Source organism: Brevundimonas fluminis, from assembly GCF_003934285.1.
Lineage (GTDB): Bacteria > Pseudomonadota > Alphaproteobacteria > Caulobacterales > Caulobacteraceae > Brevundimonas > Brevundimonas fluminis.
On the sequence record NZ_RQWJ01000003.1, the window covers coordinates 418,102 to 436,782 of the forward strand.

General features: G+C 70.3%; 14 protein-coding genes. 8 read left to right on the forward strand and 6 right to left on the reverse strand.

Annotated features, from left to right (window positions below; all coding sequences use genetic code 11):
• Positions 1-11: 11 nt before the first annotated feature.
• Complete coding sequence (locus EFJ44_RS07005; protein ID WP_125256479.1) at positions 12-308, reverse strand: hypothetical protein; 297 nt, start codon at positions 306-308, stop codon at positions 12-14.
• Positions 308-850, reverse strand: a complete 543-nt coding sequence (locus tag EFJ44_RS07010; RefSeq protein ID WP_125256480.1) for a DUF721 domain-containing protein — start codon at positions 848-850, stop codon at positions 308-310. Before EFJ44_RS07010 ends, EFJ44_RS07005 begins: the two co-directional genes overlap by 1 nt.
• A gap of 63 nt (positions 851-913) precedes the next feature.
• Between EFJ44_RS07010 and EFJ44_RS07015 the strand changes: the two genes are divergently transcribed.
• The gene (locus EFJ44_RS07015; protein WP_125256481.1) at positions 914-1,987 is read left to right on the forward strand and encodes an A/G-specific adenine glycosylase; all 1,074 of its coding nucleotides are present in this window, start codon (positions 914-916) and stop codon (positions 1,985-1,987) included.
• Here the strand turns inward: EFJ44_RS07015 and EFJ44_RS07020 are convergent.
• The 4 genes from EFJ44_RS07020 to EFJ44_RS07035 all read right to left on the reverse strand — a co-directional run bounded on the left by EFJ44_RS07020 (position 1,984) and on the right by EFJ44_RS07035 (position 7,558).
• Positions 1,984-4,143 carry an amylo-alpha-1,6-glucosidase gene (locus EFJ44_RS07020; protein WP_125256482.1) on the reverse strand — a complete coding sequence of 720 codons (2,160 nt, stop codon included), beginning with the start codon at positions 4,141-4,143 and terminating at the stop codon, positions 1,984-1,986. The two genes, EFJ44_RS07015 and EFJ44_RS07020, sit on opposite strands and share 4 nt — an antisense overlap.
• A 98-nt stretch (positions 4,144-4,241) precedes the next feature.
• On the reverse strand, positions 4,242-5,357 hold the full coding sequence (locus EFJ44_RS07025) for a glycosyltransferase family 4 protein (RefSeq protein ID WP_125256483.1): 1,116 nt from the start codon (positions 5,355-5,357) through the stop codon (positions 4,242-4,244).
• Positions 5,358-5,490: 133 nt separating this feature from the next.
• Positions 5,491-6,570 (reverse strand): site-specific DNA-methyltransferase, encoded by a 1,080-nt coding sequence (locus tag EFJ44_RS07030; RefSeq protein WP_125256484.1) that lies wholly within the window; start codon positions 6,568-6,570, stop codon positions 5,491-5,493.
• A gap of 64 nt (positions 6,571-6,634) precedes the next feature.
• The gene (locus EFJ44_RS07035) at positions 6,635-7,558 is read right to left on the reverse strand and encodes a hypothetical protein (RefSeq protein ID WP_125256485.1); all 924 of its coding nucleotides are present in this window, start codon (positions 7,556-7,558) and stop codon (positions 6,635-6,637) included.
• Positions 7,559-7,693: 135 nt separating this feature from the next.
• On the opposite strand from EFJ44_RS07035, the gene murC reads away from it, so the two are divergent.
• The 7 genes from murC to ftsZ all read left to right on the forward strand — a co-directional run bounded on the left by murC (position 7,694) and on the right by ftsZ (position 18,663).
• Positions 7,694-9,139, forward strand: coding sequence for a UDP-N-acetylmuramate--L-alanine ligase (gene murC / locus EFJ44_RS07040; RefSeq protein ID WP_125256486.1), 1,446 nt, complete (start codon positions 7,694-7,696; stop codon positions 9,137-9,139).
• Positions 9,136-10,038 carry a UDP-N-acetylmuramate dehydrogenase gene (gene murB / locus EFJ44_RS07045; RefSeq protein WP_125256487.1) on the forward strand — a complete coding sequence of 301 codons (903 nt, stop codon included), beginning with the start codon at positions 9,136-9,138 and terminating at the stop codon, positions 10,036-10,038. The genes murC and murB overlap by 4 nt, the downstream gene beginning before the upstream one ends.
• A gap of 93 nt (positions 10,039-10,131) precedes the next feature.
• Positions 10,132-11,070, forward strand: a complete 939-nt coding sequence (locus EFJ44_RS07050) for a D-alanine--D-alanine ligase (protein WP_125256488.1) — start codon at positions 10,132-10,134, stop codon at positions 11,068-11,070.
• Positions 11,058-11,984 carry a cell division protein FtsQ/DivIB gene (locus tag EFJ44_RS07055; protein WP_125256489.1) on the forward strand — a complete coding sequence of 309 codons (927 nt, stop codon included), beginning with the start codon at positions 11,058-11,060 and terminating at the stop codon, positions 11,982-11,984. Before EFJ44_RS07050 ends, EFJ44_RS07055 begins: the two co-directional genes overlap by 13 nt.
• On the forward strand, positions 11,971-13,284 hold the full coding sequence (ftsA, locus tag EFJ44_RS07060) for a cell division protein FtsA (RefSeq protein ID WP_277596063.1): 1,314 nt from the start codon (positions 11,971-11,973) through the stop codon (positions 13,282-13,284). Before EFJ44_RS07055 ends, ftsA begins: the two co-directional genes overlap by 14 nt.
• Before the next feature lie 229 nt (positions 13,285-13,513).
• Positions 13,514-16,852: a TonB-dependent receptor gene (locus EFJ44_RS07065; RefSeq protein WP_164511876.1), complete on the forward strand. Its 3,339-nt coding sequence runs from the start codon at positions 13,514-13,516 to the stop codon at positions 16,850-16,852.
• 236 nt (positions 16,853-17,088) lie between these two features.
• Positions 17,089-18,663 carry a cell division protein FtsZ gene (ftsZ, locus tag EFJ44_RS07070; protein WP_125256491.1) on the forward strand — a complete coding sequence of 525 codons (1,575 nt, stop codon included), beginning with the start codon at positions 17,089-17,091 and terminating at the stop codon, positions 18,661-18,663.
• Positions 18,664-18,681: the final 18 nt, after the last annotated feature.

Genomic DNA, 18,681 nt, shown 5'->3' on the forward strand with positions numbered 1-18,681 from the left:
CAAGTGCGCAGTTAGCGCGAACGGCGTCTTGCCACAAAAATCGCAACTGCACCGAGGCCTGAGATGAGGCCGCATGCGAGACTGATCGCCAGATACGTACCAGCCTGGCCAGCTTCGAGAGTCGGAGGCAGCCAGACGGCTTGGCCGAACAAGCCTAAGAGCGTGCCCAGGCCGCTGAACACGGTGAACAACGCGGCCGAGATGACGGCATCCCTCCACGACAGAAACAGTTTGGCGGCGCAGAATGCGATCACGAGCACCGTGCTGGCGACCATCAGGACGAGAATGCCGGAGAAGAGCGGCCCCATCAGCGGTCGGTCGACCGGACCGCACGCCCCAGCTTCGCGAGCGCCTCGGCAAGTGGACCGGGTGCGGAAGCGGTCGCGGCCTTGAGCTCCGCCTCTTCCGCGGCGCTGAGCGGCGGCGGGCCCTTCGGCCGCGCGGGGCGGGCCGTCGGTTCGGCCAAGGGCTTCACCGGCCCCTGGGCGATGCGCAGCTTTTCGACCGCGCCGGCACCGAGGAACAGGTTCACCTTGCCCAGGATCTCCTCGGCCTGGTGCTGGACCAGAAGGGCGGCCGCCCCGGCGACGCGCAGCTCCAGCGTCCCGCCCCTGCCGTCGCGGCCCCGGGTCAGCTTCCGGGGCCGGCAGACGCGGGCCAGACGCTCGCCGACGATCTCGCGCCAGCGCGGCTCCAGCGCTCCCGCGCCGCGGCCCAGCTTCTGGTCCATCTCCCGGATGAAGTCCTGCAGCGCCCGGCCGGCGCGCGGCGCGGGGCGGGGCGCCGGACGCGTGCGGCGGCGGGCGAGGATCTCGCGCGCTTCGGCTTCGGTCGGCAGGGGGCGGCGCATGCGATTTTCATAGCCGCGAACGCCGGGCTTGTCGCGCGCCCGTGAGCGGCTAGGGGTGGAGCGATGGATCCCGCTTCGCTGCGCCGCGCCCTGCTGGACTGGTACGACGCCCACGCGCGGACCCTGCCCTGGCGGGCGCCGCCGGGGTCGGGCGCGGCGGTCGATCCCTATCGGGTCTGGCTGTCGGAGGTGATGCTGCAGCAGACCACGACGGTTCACGCCGCGCCCTATTTCGAGGCCTTCACCCGGCGCTGGCCGACGGTGTCGGCTCTGGCGGCGGCCGACGACGCGGACGTGATGGGGGCGTGGGCGGGGCTGGGCTACTACGCGCGCGCCCGCAACCTGCTGGCCTGCGCGCGGGCCGTGGCGCGGGAGCGCGGCGGCGTCTTCCCGGACACGGAGGAAGGGCTGCGCGCCCTGCCCGGACTGGGGCCCTACACCGCGGCCGCGGTGGCCGCGATCGCCTTCGGCCGGGCGGCCAACGTGGTGGACGGCAACGTCGAGCGGGTGATGGCGCGGCTGTTCGCGGTGGAGACGCCCGTGCCCGCGGCGCGGCCTGCATTGAGGCGGTTGGCCGAGGGGCTGACGGCGGACGACCGGCCGGGCGACTGGGCCCAGGCGTTGATGGATCTGGGCGCGATGGTGTGCCGGCCGCGCTCGCCGGAGTGCGGACGCTGCCCGGTCTCGACGTGGTGCGCCGGGTTCGCCTCGGGCGCGCCGGAGCGGTTCCCGGTCAGGGCGGCGAAGGGCGCGAAGCCGGAGCGCGCGGGCGTGGCGTGGGTGGCGCTGGATCCCGCCGGCCGCGTCGGGCTGACGCGCCGACCGGACAAGGGCCTGCTGGGCGGCATGCTGGGCCTGCCCACCTCGGGCTGGGGCGGTGGCGAGGACGCCGCGCCCGGCCCGGGACCGTGGCGCGAGGCGGGGGCGGTCGTCCACGTCTTCACCCACTTCCGCCTGACGCTCGACGTGCGCGTCGGGCCGGGCGAGGGCGATCTGGTCTGGACCGGGGTCGAGGCGGCCCGGACGGCCCTGCCGACCGTGTTCCGCAAGGCGCTGGAACGGGGATTGGGCCAGGACCTTTCGCTGCACAGTCTCCAGGTAAGTGCGGCGGGATCGTCCAGGGGCGTCCGAACCTAGCGGGACTGCCTCAGACGCACCGGGCCTTCGCGGTTCTGACTGGTGACCACCGTGTGGTGGTCGAGTCGGCGGAAGGCGAGGTCCAGACGGGCGTCGCCGACCTTCAGGTTCCAGACGTTGAGACGCTCGATCCCGGGCGGCAGCACGGGGTCGTCGACGTCGACGCGGCCGTCGAAGGCGTCGATCGAGACGCCCAGCGCCGCCTGCAGCATCAGGAAGACCGAGCCGGCGGCCCAGGCCTGCGGCAGGCAGGCGACGGGGTAGGCGATGGGCGGCTCGCCCGTCTGGCGCTCGAAGCCGCAGAACAGCTCGGGCAGCCGCAGGTGGAAATGGGCGGCGGCGGCGTAGATTTCGGACAGCAGCAGGGCGACCGCCTGACGCTCGCCATAGCGCGCCATGCCGGCGGCGCACAGCGAGGTGTCGTGCGGCCAGACCGAGCCGTTGTGATAGCTCATCGGATTGTACCGCGCCTGACCCGTCGCAAGGGTGCGCAGGCCCCAGCCGGAGCGGAACTGGGCGCTCATCAGGCGGCGCGACACGATCCGGGCGCGCTCGGCGGACGGCAGGCCGCAGAACAGCAGGTGGCCGGGGTTCGACCCGATCGCACGGCAGGGCGCGCCCTGTCCGTCCAGGGCGACGGCGTACCAGCCCAGATCGTCCTGCCAGAACTTCTCCTCGACCCGCGCGCGCATCGTCTCGGCCCGCTCCGCCCATTTCGCCGCGTCGGGTTCGCCCAGAACGTTGGACAGGTCGGCCAGGGCCTGGAAGGCGGCGAAGGCGTAGCCCTGCACCTCGACGAGCGCGACGGGCCCCTCCGGGAAGCGCCCGTCGGCGTGGAAGATGGAGTCGTACGAATCCTTCCAGCCCTGGTTCGACAGGCCCGTCTCGGCGGCGCGGGCGTAGCGCACGAAGCCGTCGCCGGTCATGTCCGCCGGACCGGTGATCCAGCCGGCGGCGGCCAGCAGGTTGGGCCAGATGGTCCGGATCAGGTCGAGATCGCCGGTGCGCCGGGCATAGGCCCCGGCGAGGGCCACGAACAGGCAGGTGGTGTCGACCCCGCCGTAGTAGAGGCCGAAGGGCACCTCTCCCAGCGCGCTCATCTCGCCGCGCCGGGTCTCGTGCATGATCTTCCCGGGCTCGGCGTCCTGGAAGGCCGAGCGTTCGGTGGCCTGACGCGCGGCCAGATAGGTCAGGACGCCCTTGGCAAGGCTGGGGTCCAGCCACAGCATCTGCCAGGCGGTGATGATGCCGTCGCGGCCGAAGGGCGTGGAGAACCACGGCGTGCCCGCGTACGGATAGGGGCCCGTCGGCAGGTCGGTGGTCAGCAGGGCGACGTCCGCGCGGCTCTGGTCAAGCCAGTCGTTGAACCGCGGGCTGCGCGGACCGCGGACGGAGGCGCCGCGGCGTCGCTTTGCCCGCATGGCCAGTCGGGCCTGGACGGCGTGACGGCGGAAGCGCTCGGCCGTCGGCGGCTCGCACCGGTCGGGCCCGCATTCGAGGAACAGGTCGAGGCGGCGCCCGCGGGGGAGCGTCAGCATGAACTCGGCCTTGCGGTCCGACATCCGGTGAGGCGGCTCGGAGAAACAGAGACAGCCCGTGCGGGAGACGCCGTCCAGCCCGTCATAGGCGAAGGTGACGCGACGGCCGTCGATGATCGGCTGGTGAGTGGTTCCCGATTTCTCGCGGGGCGTTCCGCGGACCTGGAAGATGTCGACGAAGTCGGCGCCGTACTCGACCTCGAGCGGCAGCATCACGTCCTCGCCACCGTGGTTGGTGACGCGGATGCGTTCGAACAGGCGTCGGTCCCACAGGAAGCGCCGCCGCTCCAGATGCAGGATGCCGCCCGGCGCCTGCTTTCCGCCCATGGGCGGCAGGGGCCGGTTGGTGCCGTGGAAGGTAAAGAAGACGTTGTCCTGACTGACGCCGGACGTCAGCCGCGACGGCCGCTGGCCGCCGACCCTGAGCATCAGCCGCGACAGGATCCGGGTGTCCTCGTCGAACAGGCCGTCGGCCCCCGACTTCACGTCGCCCCAGGCGTCGGCGACCAGAAAGGCGTTGCCGCTCTTCAGCGCCTGCAGCTGTTCGACGGGCTCGGGCTCGCCCATCTCGAGGCCGCTGTCCAGAGCCGTGGTCTGCACCGAATAGGCGTCGTCCATGAGAATCCCGGCCGCTGACGGAGACGCCTCTTCGTGACCGCGGAATGCGGAGGCGATGAGGCGGGTCCCCGACAGAATGCGGCGACGCCGGGTCGGTTTCAGGCCGTGGCGGCCAGATGTTCGCGGGCCGCGGTCGCGTTCAGCATGAAGGCGTCCGGGGCGGGCACGGGCTTGCCGAACGGTCGGCGGGCCAGAAGCTCGCCGTAGACGTCCAGATAGCGCCGCGCCATGGCCGTGGCCGACCAGCGCAGTTCGAACCGGGCGCGGATGGCGTCGCGATCCAGCAGGTGGGCGCGTCCGGCGGCGGAGACGGCCTCCTCCATCGTGTCGACGATGAAGCCCGTGGCGCCGTCCTCGATCACCTCGGGCGTCGAGCCGCAGCGGAAGGCGATCACCGGCGTGCCGCAGGCCATGGCCTCGATCATCACAAGACCGAAGGGCTCCGGCCAGTCGATCGGGAACAACAGGGCCTCGGCCCCGCCGAGGAAGGCCGACTTCTGGTGGTCGCCGATCTCGCCGATGAACTCGACCAGCGGATTGGCGTCGACCATCGGCTTGATGACGGTCTCCCAATAGACCTTGTCGGCGGAGTCGACCTTGGCCGCCATCTTCAGCGGGCGGCCCAGGCGCGTGGCGATCTCGATCGCGCGGTCAGGCCGTTTCTCCGGCGAGATGCGGCCCAGGAAGGCGAAATAGCCCTGCGACTGCGCCGAGTGGACGTACAGCTCGGCCGGCATGCCGTGGTGCACCGTCGCGGCGTAGTTGGCGAAGGGCAGCGGCCGGCGCTGGTCGTCGGAGATCGAGACCAGGGCGAACTCGTTCCAGCGGGCGTACACACCGGCCAGGTCCTTGAGGTCGAGCCGGCCATGCAGCGTCGTCAGGGTCTTGTCCGCGCACTTCGAGAAGAAGGGGAAGTGGACCATGTCCGTATGGAAGTGGATCACGTCGAACTGGTCGGCGCGCGTCAGGACCTCGGACAGCATGGTCATGTGCGCGGCGAGGTCCGACTTCAGCGGCGCGGGATCGAGGCGGATGGCCTGGTCGCGCACGGGCACCAGCCGCGCTTTCGTCTCCGCGTCGGCGGAGGCGAACAGGGTGACGTCATGGCCCAGATCGACCAGCGCGTCGGTCAGATGAGCCACCACGCGTTCGGTCCCGCCGTAGAGTTTCGGGGGGACGGCCTCGTACAGCGGAGTGACCTGGGCGATCTTCATGATGACGGATCCCGACGCGGAAATGCGGCGCTGCAATAAAGCGTGGAGGCCGTCCCGCGTTCCCGTCGGACGCGTTCACTTTTTCGGATGCAAGTTCAGCCTGTTACAGCGAAGCTGCTATGTCCGGAAGCCGTCATTGCATCGCGGCGCGGATTTCGGCGCGCAGGGCGTCGATGGGCTTCAGTCCCTGATCGGTCTTGAAGCGCCAATAGGTCCAGCCGTTGCAGGCCGGCGCGTTCTCCATCAGGGCGCCGAGCTTGTGGATGGAGCCGGTCAGCGAACCGGCGATCAGGGAGCCGTCGGCGCGCACGCGCGCCTCGCGCTCGCCCCTGGGGCAGTACAGGCGGTCGCCGGGACGCAGCAGCCCGGCCTCGACCAGGGCGCCGAACGGCACCTTGGGTTCCTGCTTCCTGGAGCCCATGACGGCGAGGTCTTCCGGATTCGCCGGAACGACGGCGGCGATGCGGTCCTCGGCGACCTTCGCATAGGTCGCGTCCCGCTCGATGCCGATCCAGCGGCGGCCCAGCCGTTTGGCCGCGGCCCCGGTGGTGCCGGTGCCGAAGAAGGGATCCAGCACCACGTCGCCGGGCTTCGACGCGGCCAGCAGGACGCGGTGCAGCAGGGCCTCGGGCTTCTGGGTCGGATGGGCCTTCCTGCCGTCCTCGCCCTTGATGCGCTCCTCGCCGGTGCACAGGGCCAGGGTCCAGTCGGACCGCATCTGCACGTCTTCGTTGAAGGCCTTCAGCGCGTCGTAGTTGAAGGTGTAGCGCTTCTGCTCGCGGCTGCGCGCGGCCCAGATCAGGGTCTCGTGCGCATTGGTGAAGCGCGTGCCCTTGAAGTTCGGCATGGGGTTGGACTTGCGCCAGATGACGTCGTTCAGGACCCAGAAGCCAAGGTCCTGGATCGCCGCGCCCAGGCGGAAGACGTTGTGATAGCTGCCGATCACCCAGATCGTGCCGTCGGGCTTCAGCACGCGCCGGCACTCGGCCATCCAGGCGCGGGTGAAGGCGTCGTAGGCGGCGAAGTCCGAAAACTTGTCCCAGTCGTCGTCGACCGCGTCGACCTTCGAATTGTCCGGCCGCAGCAGGTCGCCGCCCAGCTGGAGATTGTAGGGCGGGTCGGCGAAGACCATGTCCACCGAGGCGTCCGGCAGGGTCCGCAGCACCGCAAGGCAGTCGCCGCGCAGGACCTGATCGAAGGGAAGTTCGGACATGACGGCCCCGGAAGGAAACTGAGCCGTCAGTCCTGAATCATCACGGTTAAGGCGGGGTTGACCGTCAGCGCAACGAGGCGAAGTAGCCGGCGACGGAGGTGCGGACGGCGCGGGCCCCGCGCCGGTCGACCGGCATGTTGGCCTGAAACGCCGGATCACACGCGGTCTTCAGCGCGAAGTCTTCCATGGAACCGGCGGAAGGCGCCGCGGCGGGCTCCGCCGGGGCGTCCATCTCGTGGATCAGGGTCTCGCCCTGATAGAACTGCATGCGCAGCGCCCGGCGCGTGCCGGCCGCGCAGTCGTACCGCGTCAGGACGGCCACCCCGTTCCAGGCGCCGTCCGAGCCGGGCCGCATCTGCTTCGTGAAGGTCCAGGTCCAGGCTTCGAACGGCGCGGGAGGGGCGCGGCCGTCTGCCGGAACCTCAACGAACCCCAGCGCCTCTCCCGTCTCGGCCGTCGGCTTCAGCGGCGCCTGACGGTCCAGAGCCCAGCCCGACGCGTCGGACGCCACCGCGCTCCAGAACTGTTGCACCTGCCGACGGACTCCCCGCGCGCCGTTCGGATACACGGCGGACGCCGGCTGGAACGTCGGCTCACAGACGGTCCGCAGGGCGGCGGCTTCGGGAGAGCCCGCAACCGGCCGGGCCGGGGCTTCGTCATGGGCCGTGTCGTTGACCGCCACCTCGCCCAGGTAGAACTCGTACCTGAGGCGCTGGCGGGTGCCGGCGCGGCAGTCGAAGCGGGTGAGAACGGCGCTGGCGTCGAAGCGGGCGGCTCCGGTCAGTTGCGGGGCCCGCATGAAGGTCCAGACCCATGAGTCGAATGGTCCGCCCGGCGCCGCTCCGCCCGGCGCGATCTGGGCCAGCGTCACGAACTCGTCGGTGTCGCCCACGACCTTCAGCGGCACGCGCTGATCGACGGCGAAGACCTGGGCGGAGGCGGGCGCGGCGAACAGGGCGAGGGCCGCCGAGGCGATGATCAGACGCATGTCGAGTTCCCCAACGATGATTGCCGCGGCGAGAGAACGGGAGATTTCCGTGTTCGTCCAGAGACCTGACGTGCGACGCCAGAAACCGTCAGGTCCCGCCCTTGCGCCGACCGCGCCGGCCGCTAAGACGCCGTGATGATCGCCCGCCTTCGCCCCGTCCCGTTCCAGCTCGGCCCCGTCCACTTCGTGGGCATCGGCGGCATCGGCATGAGCGGCATCGCCGAGATCATGCTGAAGATCGGCTATCAGGTGCAGGGCTCGGACGCGAAGCCGTCGGCCAACACCGAGCGGCTGGAGAAGCTGGGCGCGCGCATCTTCATCGGCCACGACGCCGGGAACGTGGGCGAGGGCGTTTCGGCCCTGGTCCATTCCACCGCCGTGAAGGCGGACAATCCCGAGATGCGGGCGGCCCGCGAGCGGCGCATCCCGATCGTGCGGCGCGCCGAGATGCTGGCCGAGCTGATGCGACTGCAGTTCTCGATCGCGGTGGGCGGCACGCACGGCAAGACCACGACCACCAGCATGGTCGCGGCCATTCTGGACGCCGGGGGGCTGGACCCGACGGTGGTGAACGGCGGCATCATCAACGCGTACGGGACGAATGCGAAGGTCGGCGACGGCGACTGGATCGTGGTCGAAGCCGACGAGAGCGACGGCAGCTTCCTGCGCTTGAAGTCGACGGTGGCGATCGTCACCAACATCGATCCGGAGCATCTGGACCACTGGGGCGACTTCGACGGGGTGCGGAAAGCCTTCTGCGACTTCGTGGAGAACATCCCCTTCTACGGCTTCGCGGCGGTCTGTCTGGACCACCCGGAGGTGCAGCGGCTGGTGGCGTCGATCGACAACCGACGGCTGGTCACCTACGGGCTGAACCCCCAGGCCATGGTGCGCGCCGACGCCTGCGACATGGGGCCGGACGGGTGCCGGTTCGACGTGCTGATCCAGCGCCCGGGCGTCGCCGCGCTGGAGGAACCTGAGCGGATCGAGGGCCTGCACCTGCCCATGGCCGGCTGGCACAACGTCTCGAACGCGCTGGCGGCCATCGCCGTGGCGCTGGAACTTGACGTGTCGCACGAGGCGATCCGCGAGGGATTGGCCGGCTTCGGCGGGGTCAAGCGGCGCTTCACCACGACCGGCGTGGTGAGCGGCGTGCGCGTGGTCGACGACTATGGGCACCATCCGGTCGAGATCGCCGCCGTGCTCAAGGCGGCGCGGCAGGTGGCGAACCGGGGCGACGACCCCGGCCGCGTGATCGCGGTTGTGCAGCCGCATCGGTACACGCGCCTGAGGGACCTGATGGAGGACTTCTCCACCTGCTTCTCCGACGCCGACGCGGTGATCGTGGCCGACGTCTATGCGGCGGGCGAGCAGCCGATCGAGGGCGTGGACAAGCACGCCCTGGTCGACGGCATCCGCCGCTTCGGCCACCGCTCGGTGCAGGCGTTGGAGGGGCCGGCGTCGCTGGCGGACATCGTGAAGGCCGAGGCGAAGTCGGGCGATCTGGTCGTCCTGCTGGGCGCCGGCGACATCACCCAGTGGGCTTACGCCCTGCCGGGGCAGCTGGAGGCGGCCAAGTGATCCTGCCCGAGGTGCGCGGCAAGGTGCTGCGAGACGAGCCGCTGGGGCCCTACACCTGGTTCCGGGTGGGCGGGGCGGCGGACGCGCTGTTCATTCCGGCCGACGCCGAGGATCTGGCGGAGTTCCTGAAGGCGCTGGACCCGTCCGTGCCGCTGACGGTGCTGGGCGTTGGGTCGAACGTCATCGTACGAGACGGCGGGGTCGAGGGCGTGGTGGTCCGTCTCGCCGGCCGGGCCTGGGGACAGGTGGCGGCGGAGGGCGAAACCATCACGGCGGGCGCGGGCGCGCTGGACGCCATGGTGGCCAAGGCGTCGGCGAAGGCGGGGATCGCGGGGCTGGAGTTCTATGCCGGCATACCCGGCACGATCGGCGGCGCGCTGACGATGAACGCCGGCTGCTACGGCGCCGAGACGAAGGATGTGCTCGTTTCCGCCTGGGGCCTGAACCGACGCGGCGAGCGGGTGGACTTTTCGCTGGCCGACTTCGGCTACACCTACCGCCACTCCGATGTTCCGGAGAACGAGATCATCTGGGTCGAGGCGACCTTCCGCGGCACTCCGGACGCGCCCGAGGCCGTGCAGGCCCGCATCGACGAGATCACCGGCCGTCGCGAGCAGACCCAGCCGATCCGCGAGAAGACCGGCGGTTCGACCTTCAAGAACCCGCCCGGGCATTCTTCGTGGAAACTGGTCGACGAGGCCGGCTGGCGCGGGAAGCTGCACGCCGTCACCGGCGGCGGGGCGAAGTTCAGCGAGCTGCATTCCAACTTCATCATCAATCCCGGCGAGGCCACCGCGGCCGACATCGAGGGCCTGGGAGACGCGGTGCGCGCCGACGTCCTGGCGAAGACCGGCGTCCGGCTGGACTGGGAGATCAAGCGGATCGGGCGGCCGGGCTGATCCGGCGCGGATTCAGGGAATCTTCGTCTCGGTAAACCGGGCGTAAACCAAGCCGGGTCGAAACAGGCGCTTCGCCCGCGCCCGAGTGTTCCGATGTCCCGCAATCCCGCCGACACCCACGTCGCCGTCCTGATGGGCGGGCTGTCGTCCGAGCGCGAGGTGTCGCTGGTCTCCGGCCGCGAATGCGCCGCCGCGCTGCGGCGCGCGGGCTTTCAGGTCACCGAGGTCGACGCCGGGCGGGACCTGTCCAACGTGCTCAGCGGCCTGATCCGGCCGGACGTGGTCTTCAACGCCCTGCACGGCGAATGGGGCGAGGACGGCTGCGTCCAGGGCATCCTGGAGACGCTGCAGATCCCCTACACCCACTCCGGCGTGCTGCCGTCGGCGCTGACGATGGACAAGGACAAATCCAAGGCGGTGCTGAAGGCCGCGGGCGTGCCGGTTCCGGGCGGCGGCCTGTTCGACCGGCGCGCGGTCGGGGCCGGCCACGTGATCCCGCCGCCCTACGTCATCAAGCCCAACGCCGAGGGCTCTTCAGTCGGCGTCTATCTGGTCCGCGAGGGCGAGGCGCCGGTGGCCGAGGTCGGCGCCGACGGCTGGACCTACGGCGAGCAGGTGATGGTCGAGCCCTTCATCGCCGGCAAGGAGCTGTGCGTCACCGTGCTGGACGAGGCTTCGGGCCCGCGGGCCCTGACGGTCACGGACATCACGCCGGCCAAGGGATTCTACGACTACGAGGCCAAGTACGCCCCGGGGGGATCGACCCACCGGCTGCCGGCGGAGCTGCCGGAGGCGGTGTTCGAGGCCTGTCTGCGGCTGGCCGAGAAGGCGCACGCGGCGCTGGGCTGCCGCGGCGTGTCGCGGGCGGACTTCCGTTATGACGGCATTAAGGACGATCTGGTCCTTCTGGAGGTCAACACCCAGCCCGGCATGACGCCGACCTCGCTCGTCCCTGAGCAGGCCGCGCACGTGGGGATCGGGTTCGAAGACCTTGTGACCTGGATGGTGGAGGACGCCTCATGCCCGCGGTAGTTCGCGGCGGCCGGCGGCAGGAGGGGCGTGGCGGCGGCCGGGGCGGCGCGCCGCGCGGACCCGCGCCGAAGCGTCGGCCGTCGCGCGGACCGGCGGGCGGCGTGCCGGGCAAGCTGGCGGCGATCGGACGGCTGGATCTGTCGCCGCGCGCGGTGGTGATCTCCATCGCGGCGGGCGTGGCGGTGCTGGCGCTGGTGATGGCGACCGGCTCGCGGGCGGAGAAGCTGGGCGAGGCCGCCTCCGGCGCCTATGGCGACGCCACGGCGGCGATGGGCCTGAGGTTGAAGCGCGTGCGGATCGAGGGCGCCAGCGCGGCGGTGCGGCCCCAGGTGCAGGCGGCGCTGGACCTGACGCTGGACGCGCCCATGACGACGCTGGACCTGGATGCGGTCGCCGACCGCGTGCGGACCGTCGGCTGGGTGCGCGAAGTCCGTGTGGTGCGTCTGTACCCCGATCTGCTGATGGTGCAGGTGGCCGAGCACGACCGTCTGGCCGTCTGGCAGGACGGCGAGCGGGCGTGGGTGATCGACGGATCCGGCAGGCCGATCCCGGGGGCGGACGCGGGCGCCCACGCCGAGCTGCCTCTGGTCGTGGGCGAGGGGGCCGACGCGGCCGCGCCGGCCATCCTGCCCCTGATCGCCGAGCGGCCGCGACTGGCGGCCCGGGTCGACGCTCTGGTGCGCGTGGACGAGCGGCGCTGGGACGTGCGGCTGAAGGACGGCGCCCTGATCCGCCTGCCGGCGCAGGACGAGGAGGCGGCGCTGATCGCCCTGGACGGTCTGGACGCGCGGCGCGGCCTGTTCGAGCGCGGCTTCGATCTGGTGGATCTGCGCACGGCGGGCGCGGTGGTGGTTCGCGACGGAGCGGCGGGGGCCGTTCCGCCGGAAGAGGGAGCGTCGGGTGCGTCCGCGTAAGCTTGAGCTGGAAGGAACGGCCGGCCGCGCGCCGGTGACGGCGGCGCTGGACCTTGGCCAGTCGAAGGTCGCCTGCTTCATCATGAAGCCCGAGGGGGCTCGCCATGCCGACCGTACGGTGCGCGTCGCCGGGTTCGGCCACGTGCAGTCGCGCGGCGTGCAGGGCGGGGCCCTGATCAACATGGAGGAGGCGGCCCAGGCCGTGTGCCGCGCGGTGGAGCGGGCCGAGCGCGCCGCCGCCTCGCCGGTGTCCGGCGTCGTGGTCACCACCTCCATCGGTCAGATGCGCAGCCGCCGGGTGCAGACCCGGGTGTCGCTTGGCGCAAACCCCGTCGGAGACGCCGATCTGGCGCGGGCCATCGCCCTGGCGCTGGACGAGATCCGCATGCCCGACCGCCGGCCGATCCACGTCATGCCGGTGGCCTGGTCGGTGGACGGCGCGCGCGGCCTGCGCGATCCGCGCAACATGAAGGGCCGGACCCTGGGGCTGGACCTGCTGGTCGTGTCGATGGCCGAGGCGACCTTCGCCGCGCTGAGCCACTGCATGGAACTGGCGCATCTCGATCTGCAGGGCGTGGTGGCCGCGCCTCTCGCCTCGTCGCTGGCGGCCCTCGAAGAGGACGAGATGGACCTGGGCTGCGTCTGCATCGACATGGGCGCGGGCGTGACCTCGGCGGCGGTGTGGGGCGGTCGGAGCCTGCTGCACGTCGACGGGCTGAACGTCGGCGGCGACCACGTGACGGCGGACGTCGCGCGCGGCCTGTCGACCTCGCGCGCCGGCGCCGAGCGCCTGAAGACGCTGCACGGTTCGGCCATGGCCAGCGCCAACGAGGACCGCGAGATGCTGGAGGCGCCGCAGCGGGGGGAAGACCCCGACGCCGCCACGGTGCACGTGCCCCGCGCCATGCTGAAGACCGTCATCGCGCCGCGGGTGGAAGAGACGCTGGAGCTGATCCGCGACCGGCTGAAGGCGGCGGGCGTGGGGCCCGAGCCCGGCGCCGGCGTGGTTCTGACCGGCGGGGCCAGCCAGCTGAACGGCGTGCGCGAACTGGCGCTGCGCGTGTTCGACCGCCCCGTTCGCCTGGCCCGCCCGTTCCGGGCGCCGCACCTCGCGGACGCCGCGTCGGGGCCCGCCTTCTGCGCCGCGGCGGGCGTGCTGCTGCGCGCCGCCTACGGTCCCCGCGAGTCGGTGTCGGCCCGCAAGCTGATGGCGCGACAGATCGGCGCAGGCGACGCGCCACGAGCCCAGGCGGGCGGCCTGACGGCGCGGGTCGCGGGCTGGCTGCGCGACAACCTCTGACGCCGCCCGGGCAAGGCGCAGTCCCGTGACGCGCCGCCGCGGAGGCGTTCATTTCGCGCACATGGCGAGAGTGTGTCCGGATTGTAACATCTGCGGCGCTCAGTGGTCACGATCAGGCCACAAAGCCTTGTGGCCGGGGTCTTTGCTGCTAGCGTGCACGGTGGGGACGCAGCCTGTGGGAGCGGGCCCTGCGTCGTTGCACACCTTATTTCTGATTGGGGCCAGACACATGCTGTTGAAGCGCAAGCATCTCTTCGGAACTACCATCCTCGCCGGGGTCATGGCGGCCGCCGCCGCTCCGGCCTTCGCGCAGGAGGCTCCGGCTCAGGATCCGCAGACCACCGAGGTCGAGGAAATCGTCGTCACCGGCTCGCGCATCCGTCGCGATCCGGCCAACGCGCCGGCCCCTCTGATCCAGGTTCAGCGCGAGCAACTGCTGGATACCGGTCTGGCCACCGTGGTGGACTATCTGGCCACCATCCCGGCCCTGTCGAACTCGCTGGTTCCTTCGGACACCACCGGCTCCAACCTGAACGACGGCGGCCTCGAGTTCGCCAACCTGCGCTCGCTGGGCTCGGGCCGCACCCTGACGCTGGTCGACGGTCGTCGCCACGTGGGTTCGCAGGCCGGCGTCCTGGCCGTCGACGTGTCGGTCATTCCGCGTCTGCTGATCGAGAACATCGAGATCATCACCGGCGGCGCCTCGTCGGTTTACGGCGCCGACGCCGTATCGGGCGTGGTCAACTACGTCCTGCGCAAGGACTTCGAAGGTCTCGAGATCGACGCCAACTACGGCCAGCTGGTCCAGGGCGGCGCGGCCGATTCGCGCCGCATCTCGGCCCTGGTCGGCGTCAACCTGCTGGACGACCGCCTCAATCTCTATGCGCACGCCGAGTACGAGCGGAGCGAGGAGGTGTACGGCGAACACATGAACCACCTGCGCGACGGGCGCATCCGTCTGGGCATCGACGCGGACCCGACGAACGCCGCGATCGGTCCGGCCACGGACGGCTTCCTGGACATCGGTCAGTTCTATGACGCCCGCCGTCTGGATCGCCCGGTGTGGGGTTCGACCACCCTGGCCAACATGCAGCGCCCGAGCCGGACGACCGATCCGGACGTGCCGTTCGGCAACTGCCCGGCCCAGTCGAGCTCGGCCAACTGCTTCGCCGTGGCCCCGGGCTACACCTACTGGTACGACGGCACGACGGCCCGTCTGGCCGACTTCGGCCAGCGGATCGGCACCACCGGCCTGAACCGTCCGTGGAACATCGGCGGGGACGGGGAGACGGCGAACCTCACGAGCTTCAACCAGAGGTCCTACTTCCCGTTCCAGGAGTCGCAGCGCTATCAGGTCGGCGCCAACTTCGACGTCACCGAAGACGTGCGCCTGTCGCTGGAGGCCAAGTACACCACCGAGGACGCCTTCGACGTCGGCCAGAAGTCCTTCTGGGACATCTTCGTCACGAACCTATTCACCGGTCCGACCAGCCCCGGCATCATCCAGGGCACCGCGACGTTCACCACCCGGCTGGACAACGCCTTCCTGCCGGCCAACGTGGCCGCAGCCATCGCCGCGAACACGTTCCAGGCTTACGGCCCGCCGACCACCACCTCCGACGGCGCTCCGACCGTCATCCGCACGGGTCAGATCGCCAACCACCGCGGCTTCGGCATCGACCGAAACCAGACCAACAACCGCGAGATCACCCGGTACGTCGCGGCGCTGGACGGCGGCATGGACCGTCTGGCCTTCATCGACAACTTCAACTGGAGCTTCTCGTACGTCTACGGCGAGATGAACAACGTCAACCGTGAGGTGGGCCCCGACGCCATCCGCTTCGGTCACGCGATGGATTCCGTGGTGGACACCGCCGGCATCGTAAACGGTCGCCCGGGCGAGATCGTCTGCCGCGTGCAGCTGATCGACGCCATGGGCCTTCCGGTCGCCGAGCAGAATCCGAACACGACGACCACGGTCTACACGGACCCCGGCACGAACCCGGAAGTGGCCGGCTGCGTGCCGCTGAACGTGTTCGGCGCCGGCAACCAGAGCCCAGAGGCCCTGGAGTACATCACCGCCGCGATCAACGTGCGTGAGACCAACGAGCAGGAAGCCGCCATCCTGTCCTTCGGCGGCGACCTTTGGGACATGTGGGGCGCCGGCCCGATCGGCTTCGCCCTGGGCGCCGAGTACCGTCGTGAATACACGGAAGGCATCGGCCGCAGCCGCGACACCGCCGGCCGCGTGCTGCAGCTGAACACCGGCGCCGACTTCCTGCCGGCCGAGTACGACTCGAACGAGTTCTTCGCCGAGGTGGCCATCCCGCTGCTGCGCGACAGCTGGCTGGGCGAGTACGCCGAACTGTCCGGCTCATTCCGCGCCTTCGACTATTCGAAGGCCGGCTCGGGCGACGTGTACGGCGTGAACCTGGTCTATCGTCCGATCCCGGACATCACCTTCAAGACCAGCTTCAACACCTCGTTCCGCGCGCCGAACCTGCAGGAAACGGACCGTCCGTTCAGCCAGACCTTCGTCAACGGCTTCGTGGATCCCTGCGACACCCGCGTGATCGCCACGGTGACGGACGCCACGATCAAGGCCAACCGGATCGCCAACTGCACCACCCTGGCCGCCGCCAAGGGTCTGAGCTACGACTTCGGCCAGACCACGGTGTCCACGGCGGACGACTTCGAGCCCTTCTACTCGTCGGGCATCGCCTCCTCGCTGGGTCCGAACCCGAACCTGCGTCCGGAGACCGCGGAGTCGTTCACCTTCTCGACGGTGCTGCAGCCCCGGTTCTTCCCGGACCTGTCGATCATCCTCGACTACTACGAGATCACCATCGAGGACGTGATCATCACCCCGTCCGGCCAGTTCCTGGCCAACGACTGCGTGTCGTCGGGCTCGACCCCGAACCCGATCACCTGCGCCTTCGTGTTCCGTGAGAACCCGAACGCCAACGTCGATCCGTTCAACAACTTCAAGGTCGGTCGTCCCAACGGCGACCCGGTCGGCGGCTTCATCCTGGCGGGCATCAATAACGCCAAGCTGGAGACGCGCGGTCTGGACTTCACCATCAACTACCGCCTCGACGCGTATGAAGCGTTCGGCTGGGACATCGGTACGTTCAACTGGAGCCTCGGCGGCCTGTGGCTGATCGAGCAGAAGAACTTCACCAACCCGGCGGACCCGAACTTCTTCTCGGACTCCACCACGAACGTCTTCTTCCCGCGCACCGAGTTCGTCTCGCGCCTGACCTGGTCGCCGACCGATCGTCTGTCCGTCACCTGGACCGCCGACTGGATGGCCTCGCAGGACCTGCGCAAGAAGCGGGAACAGGCCGCGGTCAACGACCTGGACATCGATCCGGTGTCGTCCTGGACGACGGGCAACTTCGTGCGGAACGACTTCTCGGTCCGCTACCAGGTCCGCGACGACCTGACCCTGCGCGCCGGCGTGACCAACGCCTTCGACGCCGAGCCGCCGCCCTACCTGGGCTTCGCCTCGACCTTCGATCCGTACGGTCGTCGCTTCAACATCGGTCTGAACTATCGCCCCTGGTAAGCGACGGTTCACCGAACAAGAACGGGAGGGCGGCTCGCAAGAGCCGCCCTTTCTCTTTGCGCGGAAGAAAATCGATCCGTGGGAGCCCCGCTCCGCTTGGCCTTCGGCCGACTCGCGCTAAGGCGGGTAACGCCCTGTTAACGGTTCGGGGTGTTTCCTTAACGCGCTCATAACCAATGCGAATCGGCGGGGATCGCTTGGCGGGTCGGGCAGGGTCCTAGAGGTCGGAAATTCACATGTCGCTGTCGCTGGTTCGTCCGCAGACCACGGAACTGAAACCCCGCATCGTCGTCTTCGGCGTCGGCGGGGCGGGCGGCAACGCCGTCAACAACATGATCGACGCCGGTCTGGAGGGCGTGGAGTTCGTGGTCGCGAACACCGACGCCCAGCACCTGGGCTTCGCCAAGACCGACCGCCGCATCCAGCTGGGCGAGACCATCACCCAGGGTCTGGGCGCGGGCGCCCACCCCGAAGTCGGCATGAACGCCGCCGAGGAATCGGCCGAGGCGATCGCCGGGCACCTGGAAGGCGCCCACATGGTCTTCATCACCGCCGGCATGGGCGGCGGCACCGGCACGGGCGCGGCGCCCGTCATCGCCAAGGCGGCGCGTGACCGCGGCATCCTGACCGTCGGCGTGGTGACCAAGCCCTTCACCTTCGAGGGCCGTCACCGCATGCGTCTGGCCGACGCCGGCATCGCCGAGCTGCAGCGCTACGTCGACACGCTGATCGTCATCCCGAACCAGAACCTGTTCCGCGTCGCCAATGAGCGCACGACCTTCGCCGACGCCTTCGGGATGGCCGACCAGGTCCTGCACTCGGGCGTGCGCTCCATCACCGACCTGATGATCCTGCCGGGCCTGATCAACCTGGACTTCGCCGACGTGCGCGCGGTCATGTCCGAGATGGGCAAGGCCATGATGGGCACGGGCGAGGCCGAGGGCGACGACCGCGCCCTGATGGCGGCCCAGAACGCCATCGCCAACCCGCTGCTGGACGAGACCAGTCTGAAGGGCGCCAAGGCCGTGCTGGTGAACATCACCGGCGGCATGGACATGACCCTGCTGGAGGTCGACGAAGCCGCCAACGCCATCTCGGCCGAAGTCGACGCCGACGCGAACATCATCTTCGGCGCCGCGTTCGACCCCGCTCTGGACGGCAAGATCCGCGTCTCGGTCGTCGCCACCGGCATGGACGAGGCGGTCAAGCAGACCATCGAACCGTCGACCTCGCGCACCGGCCTCGGCCTGGGCCGGACCCAGCCGACGCCCGCCCCGCGCATGGAGGCCCCGGCTCCGCGCGTCGAGCCGCGGCCCGAGCCGATCATCCGGCCGGCCGAGCCGCGCCGCGAGCCCGTCGTCCCGACCTTCGCCGCCGCGCCGGCCGCCGAGCCCGCGCCCGTCGCGCGTCAGGAAGCCCCGCGCGAGCTGGAGCCGATCGTCGATCCGTGGGTCGAGGAGTACGAAGCCCGTCCGGCCGCCTCGGCCCCCGCCGCCTCGCAGGGCGACCTCTACATGGACGCGCCGGCTCCGCAGGTCCGGGCCGAGCCCCAGCCGCAGCCGGCGCCCCGGGCTCACGACGAGGACGACTGGGACGACCGGGACCATCATCGCAAGTCGGGGTGGAGCCTGTTCGGAAAGAAGCGCAGCCCGCCCCAGTCCCCGGCCTACGGCGGGCCGTCGCGCACCACCTCGCAGCATGCCGAAGCGCCGACCCGCGGCGCCACCGCCCTGCAGCCTGCCTATGAGCCTGAGCCGGAGAGCGAGGACGACCTGCAGATCCCGTCGTTCCTGCGACGACTGGCGAACTGATTCCATCCTGAGCCCGTC

Bases quoted from the DNA above. Each gene is read 5' to 3' on its own strand.
- EFJ44_RS07025 (WP_125256483.1), bottom strand. From the start codon at position 5,357: ATGAAGATCGCCCAGGTCACTCCGCTGTACGAGGCCGTCCCCCCGAAA.
- EFJ44_RS07005 (WP_125256479.1), bottom strand. From the start codon at position 308: ATGGGGCCGCTCTTCTCCGGCATTCTCGTCCTGATGGTCGCCAGCACG.
- ftsZ (WP_125256491.1), top strand. From the start codon at position 17,089: ATGTCGCTGTCGCTGGTTCGTCCGCAGACCACGGAACTGAAACCCCGC.
- EFJ44_RS07020 (WP_125256482.1), bottom strand. From the start codon at position 4,143: ATGGACGACGCCTATTCGGTGCAGACCACGGCTCTGGACAGCGGCCTC.
- EFJ44_RS07055 (WP_125256489.1), top strand. From the start codon at position 11,058: ATGCCCGCGGTAGTTCGCGGCGGCCGGCGGCAGGAGGGGCGTGGCGGC.
- EFJ44_RS07015 (WP_125256481.1), top strand. From the start codon at position 914: ATGGATCCCGCTTCGCTGCGCCGCGCCCTGCTGGACTGGTACGACGCC.
- EFJ44_RS07050 (WP_125256488.1), top strand. From the start codon at position 10,132: ATGTCCCGCAATCCCGCCGACACCCACGTCGCCGTCCTGATGGGCGGG.
- EFJ44_RS07030 (WP_125256484.1), bottom strand. From the start codon at position 6,570: ATGTCCGAACTTCCCTTCGATCAGGTCCTGCGCGGCGACTGCCTTGCG.
- EFJ44_RS07035 (WP_125256485.1), bottom strand. From the start codon at position 7,558: ATGCGTCTGATCATCGCCTCGGCGGCCCTCGCCCTGTTCGCCGCGCCC.
- EFJ44_RS07065 (WP_164511876.1), top strand. From the start codon at position 13,514: ATGCTGTTGAAGCGCAAGCATCTCTTCGGAACTACCATCCTCGCCGGG.
- murC (WP_125256486.1), top strand. From the start codon at position 7,694: ATGATCGCCCGCCTTCGCCCCGTCCCGTTCCAGCTCGGCCCCGTCCAC.
- EFJ44_RS07010 (WP_125256480.1), bottom strand. From the start codon at position 850: ATGCGCCGCCCCCTGCCGACCGAAGCCGAAGCGCGCGAGATCCTCGCC.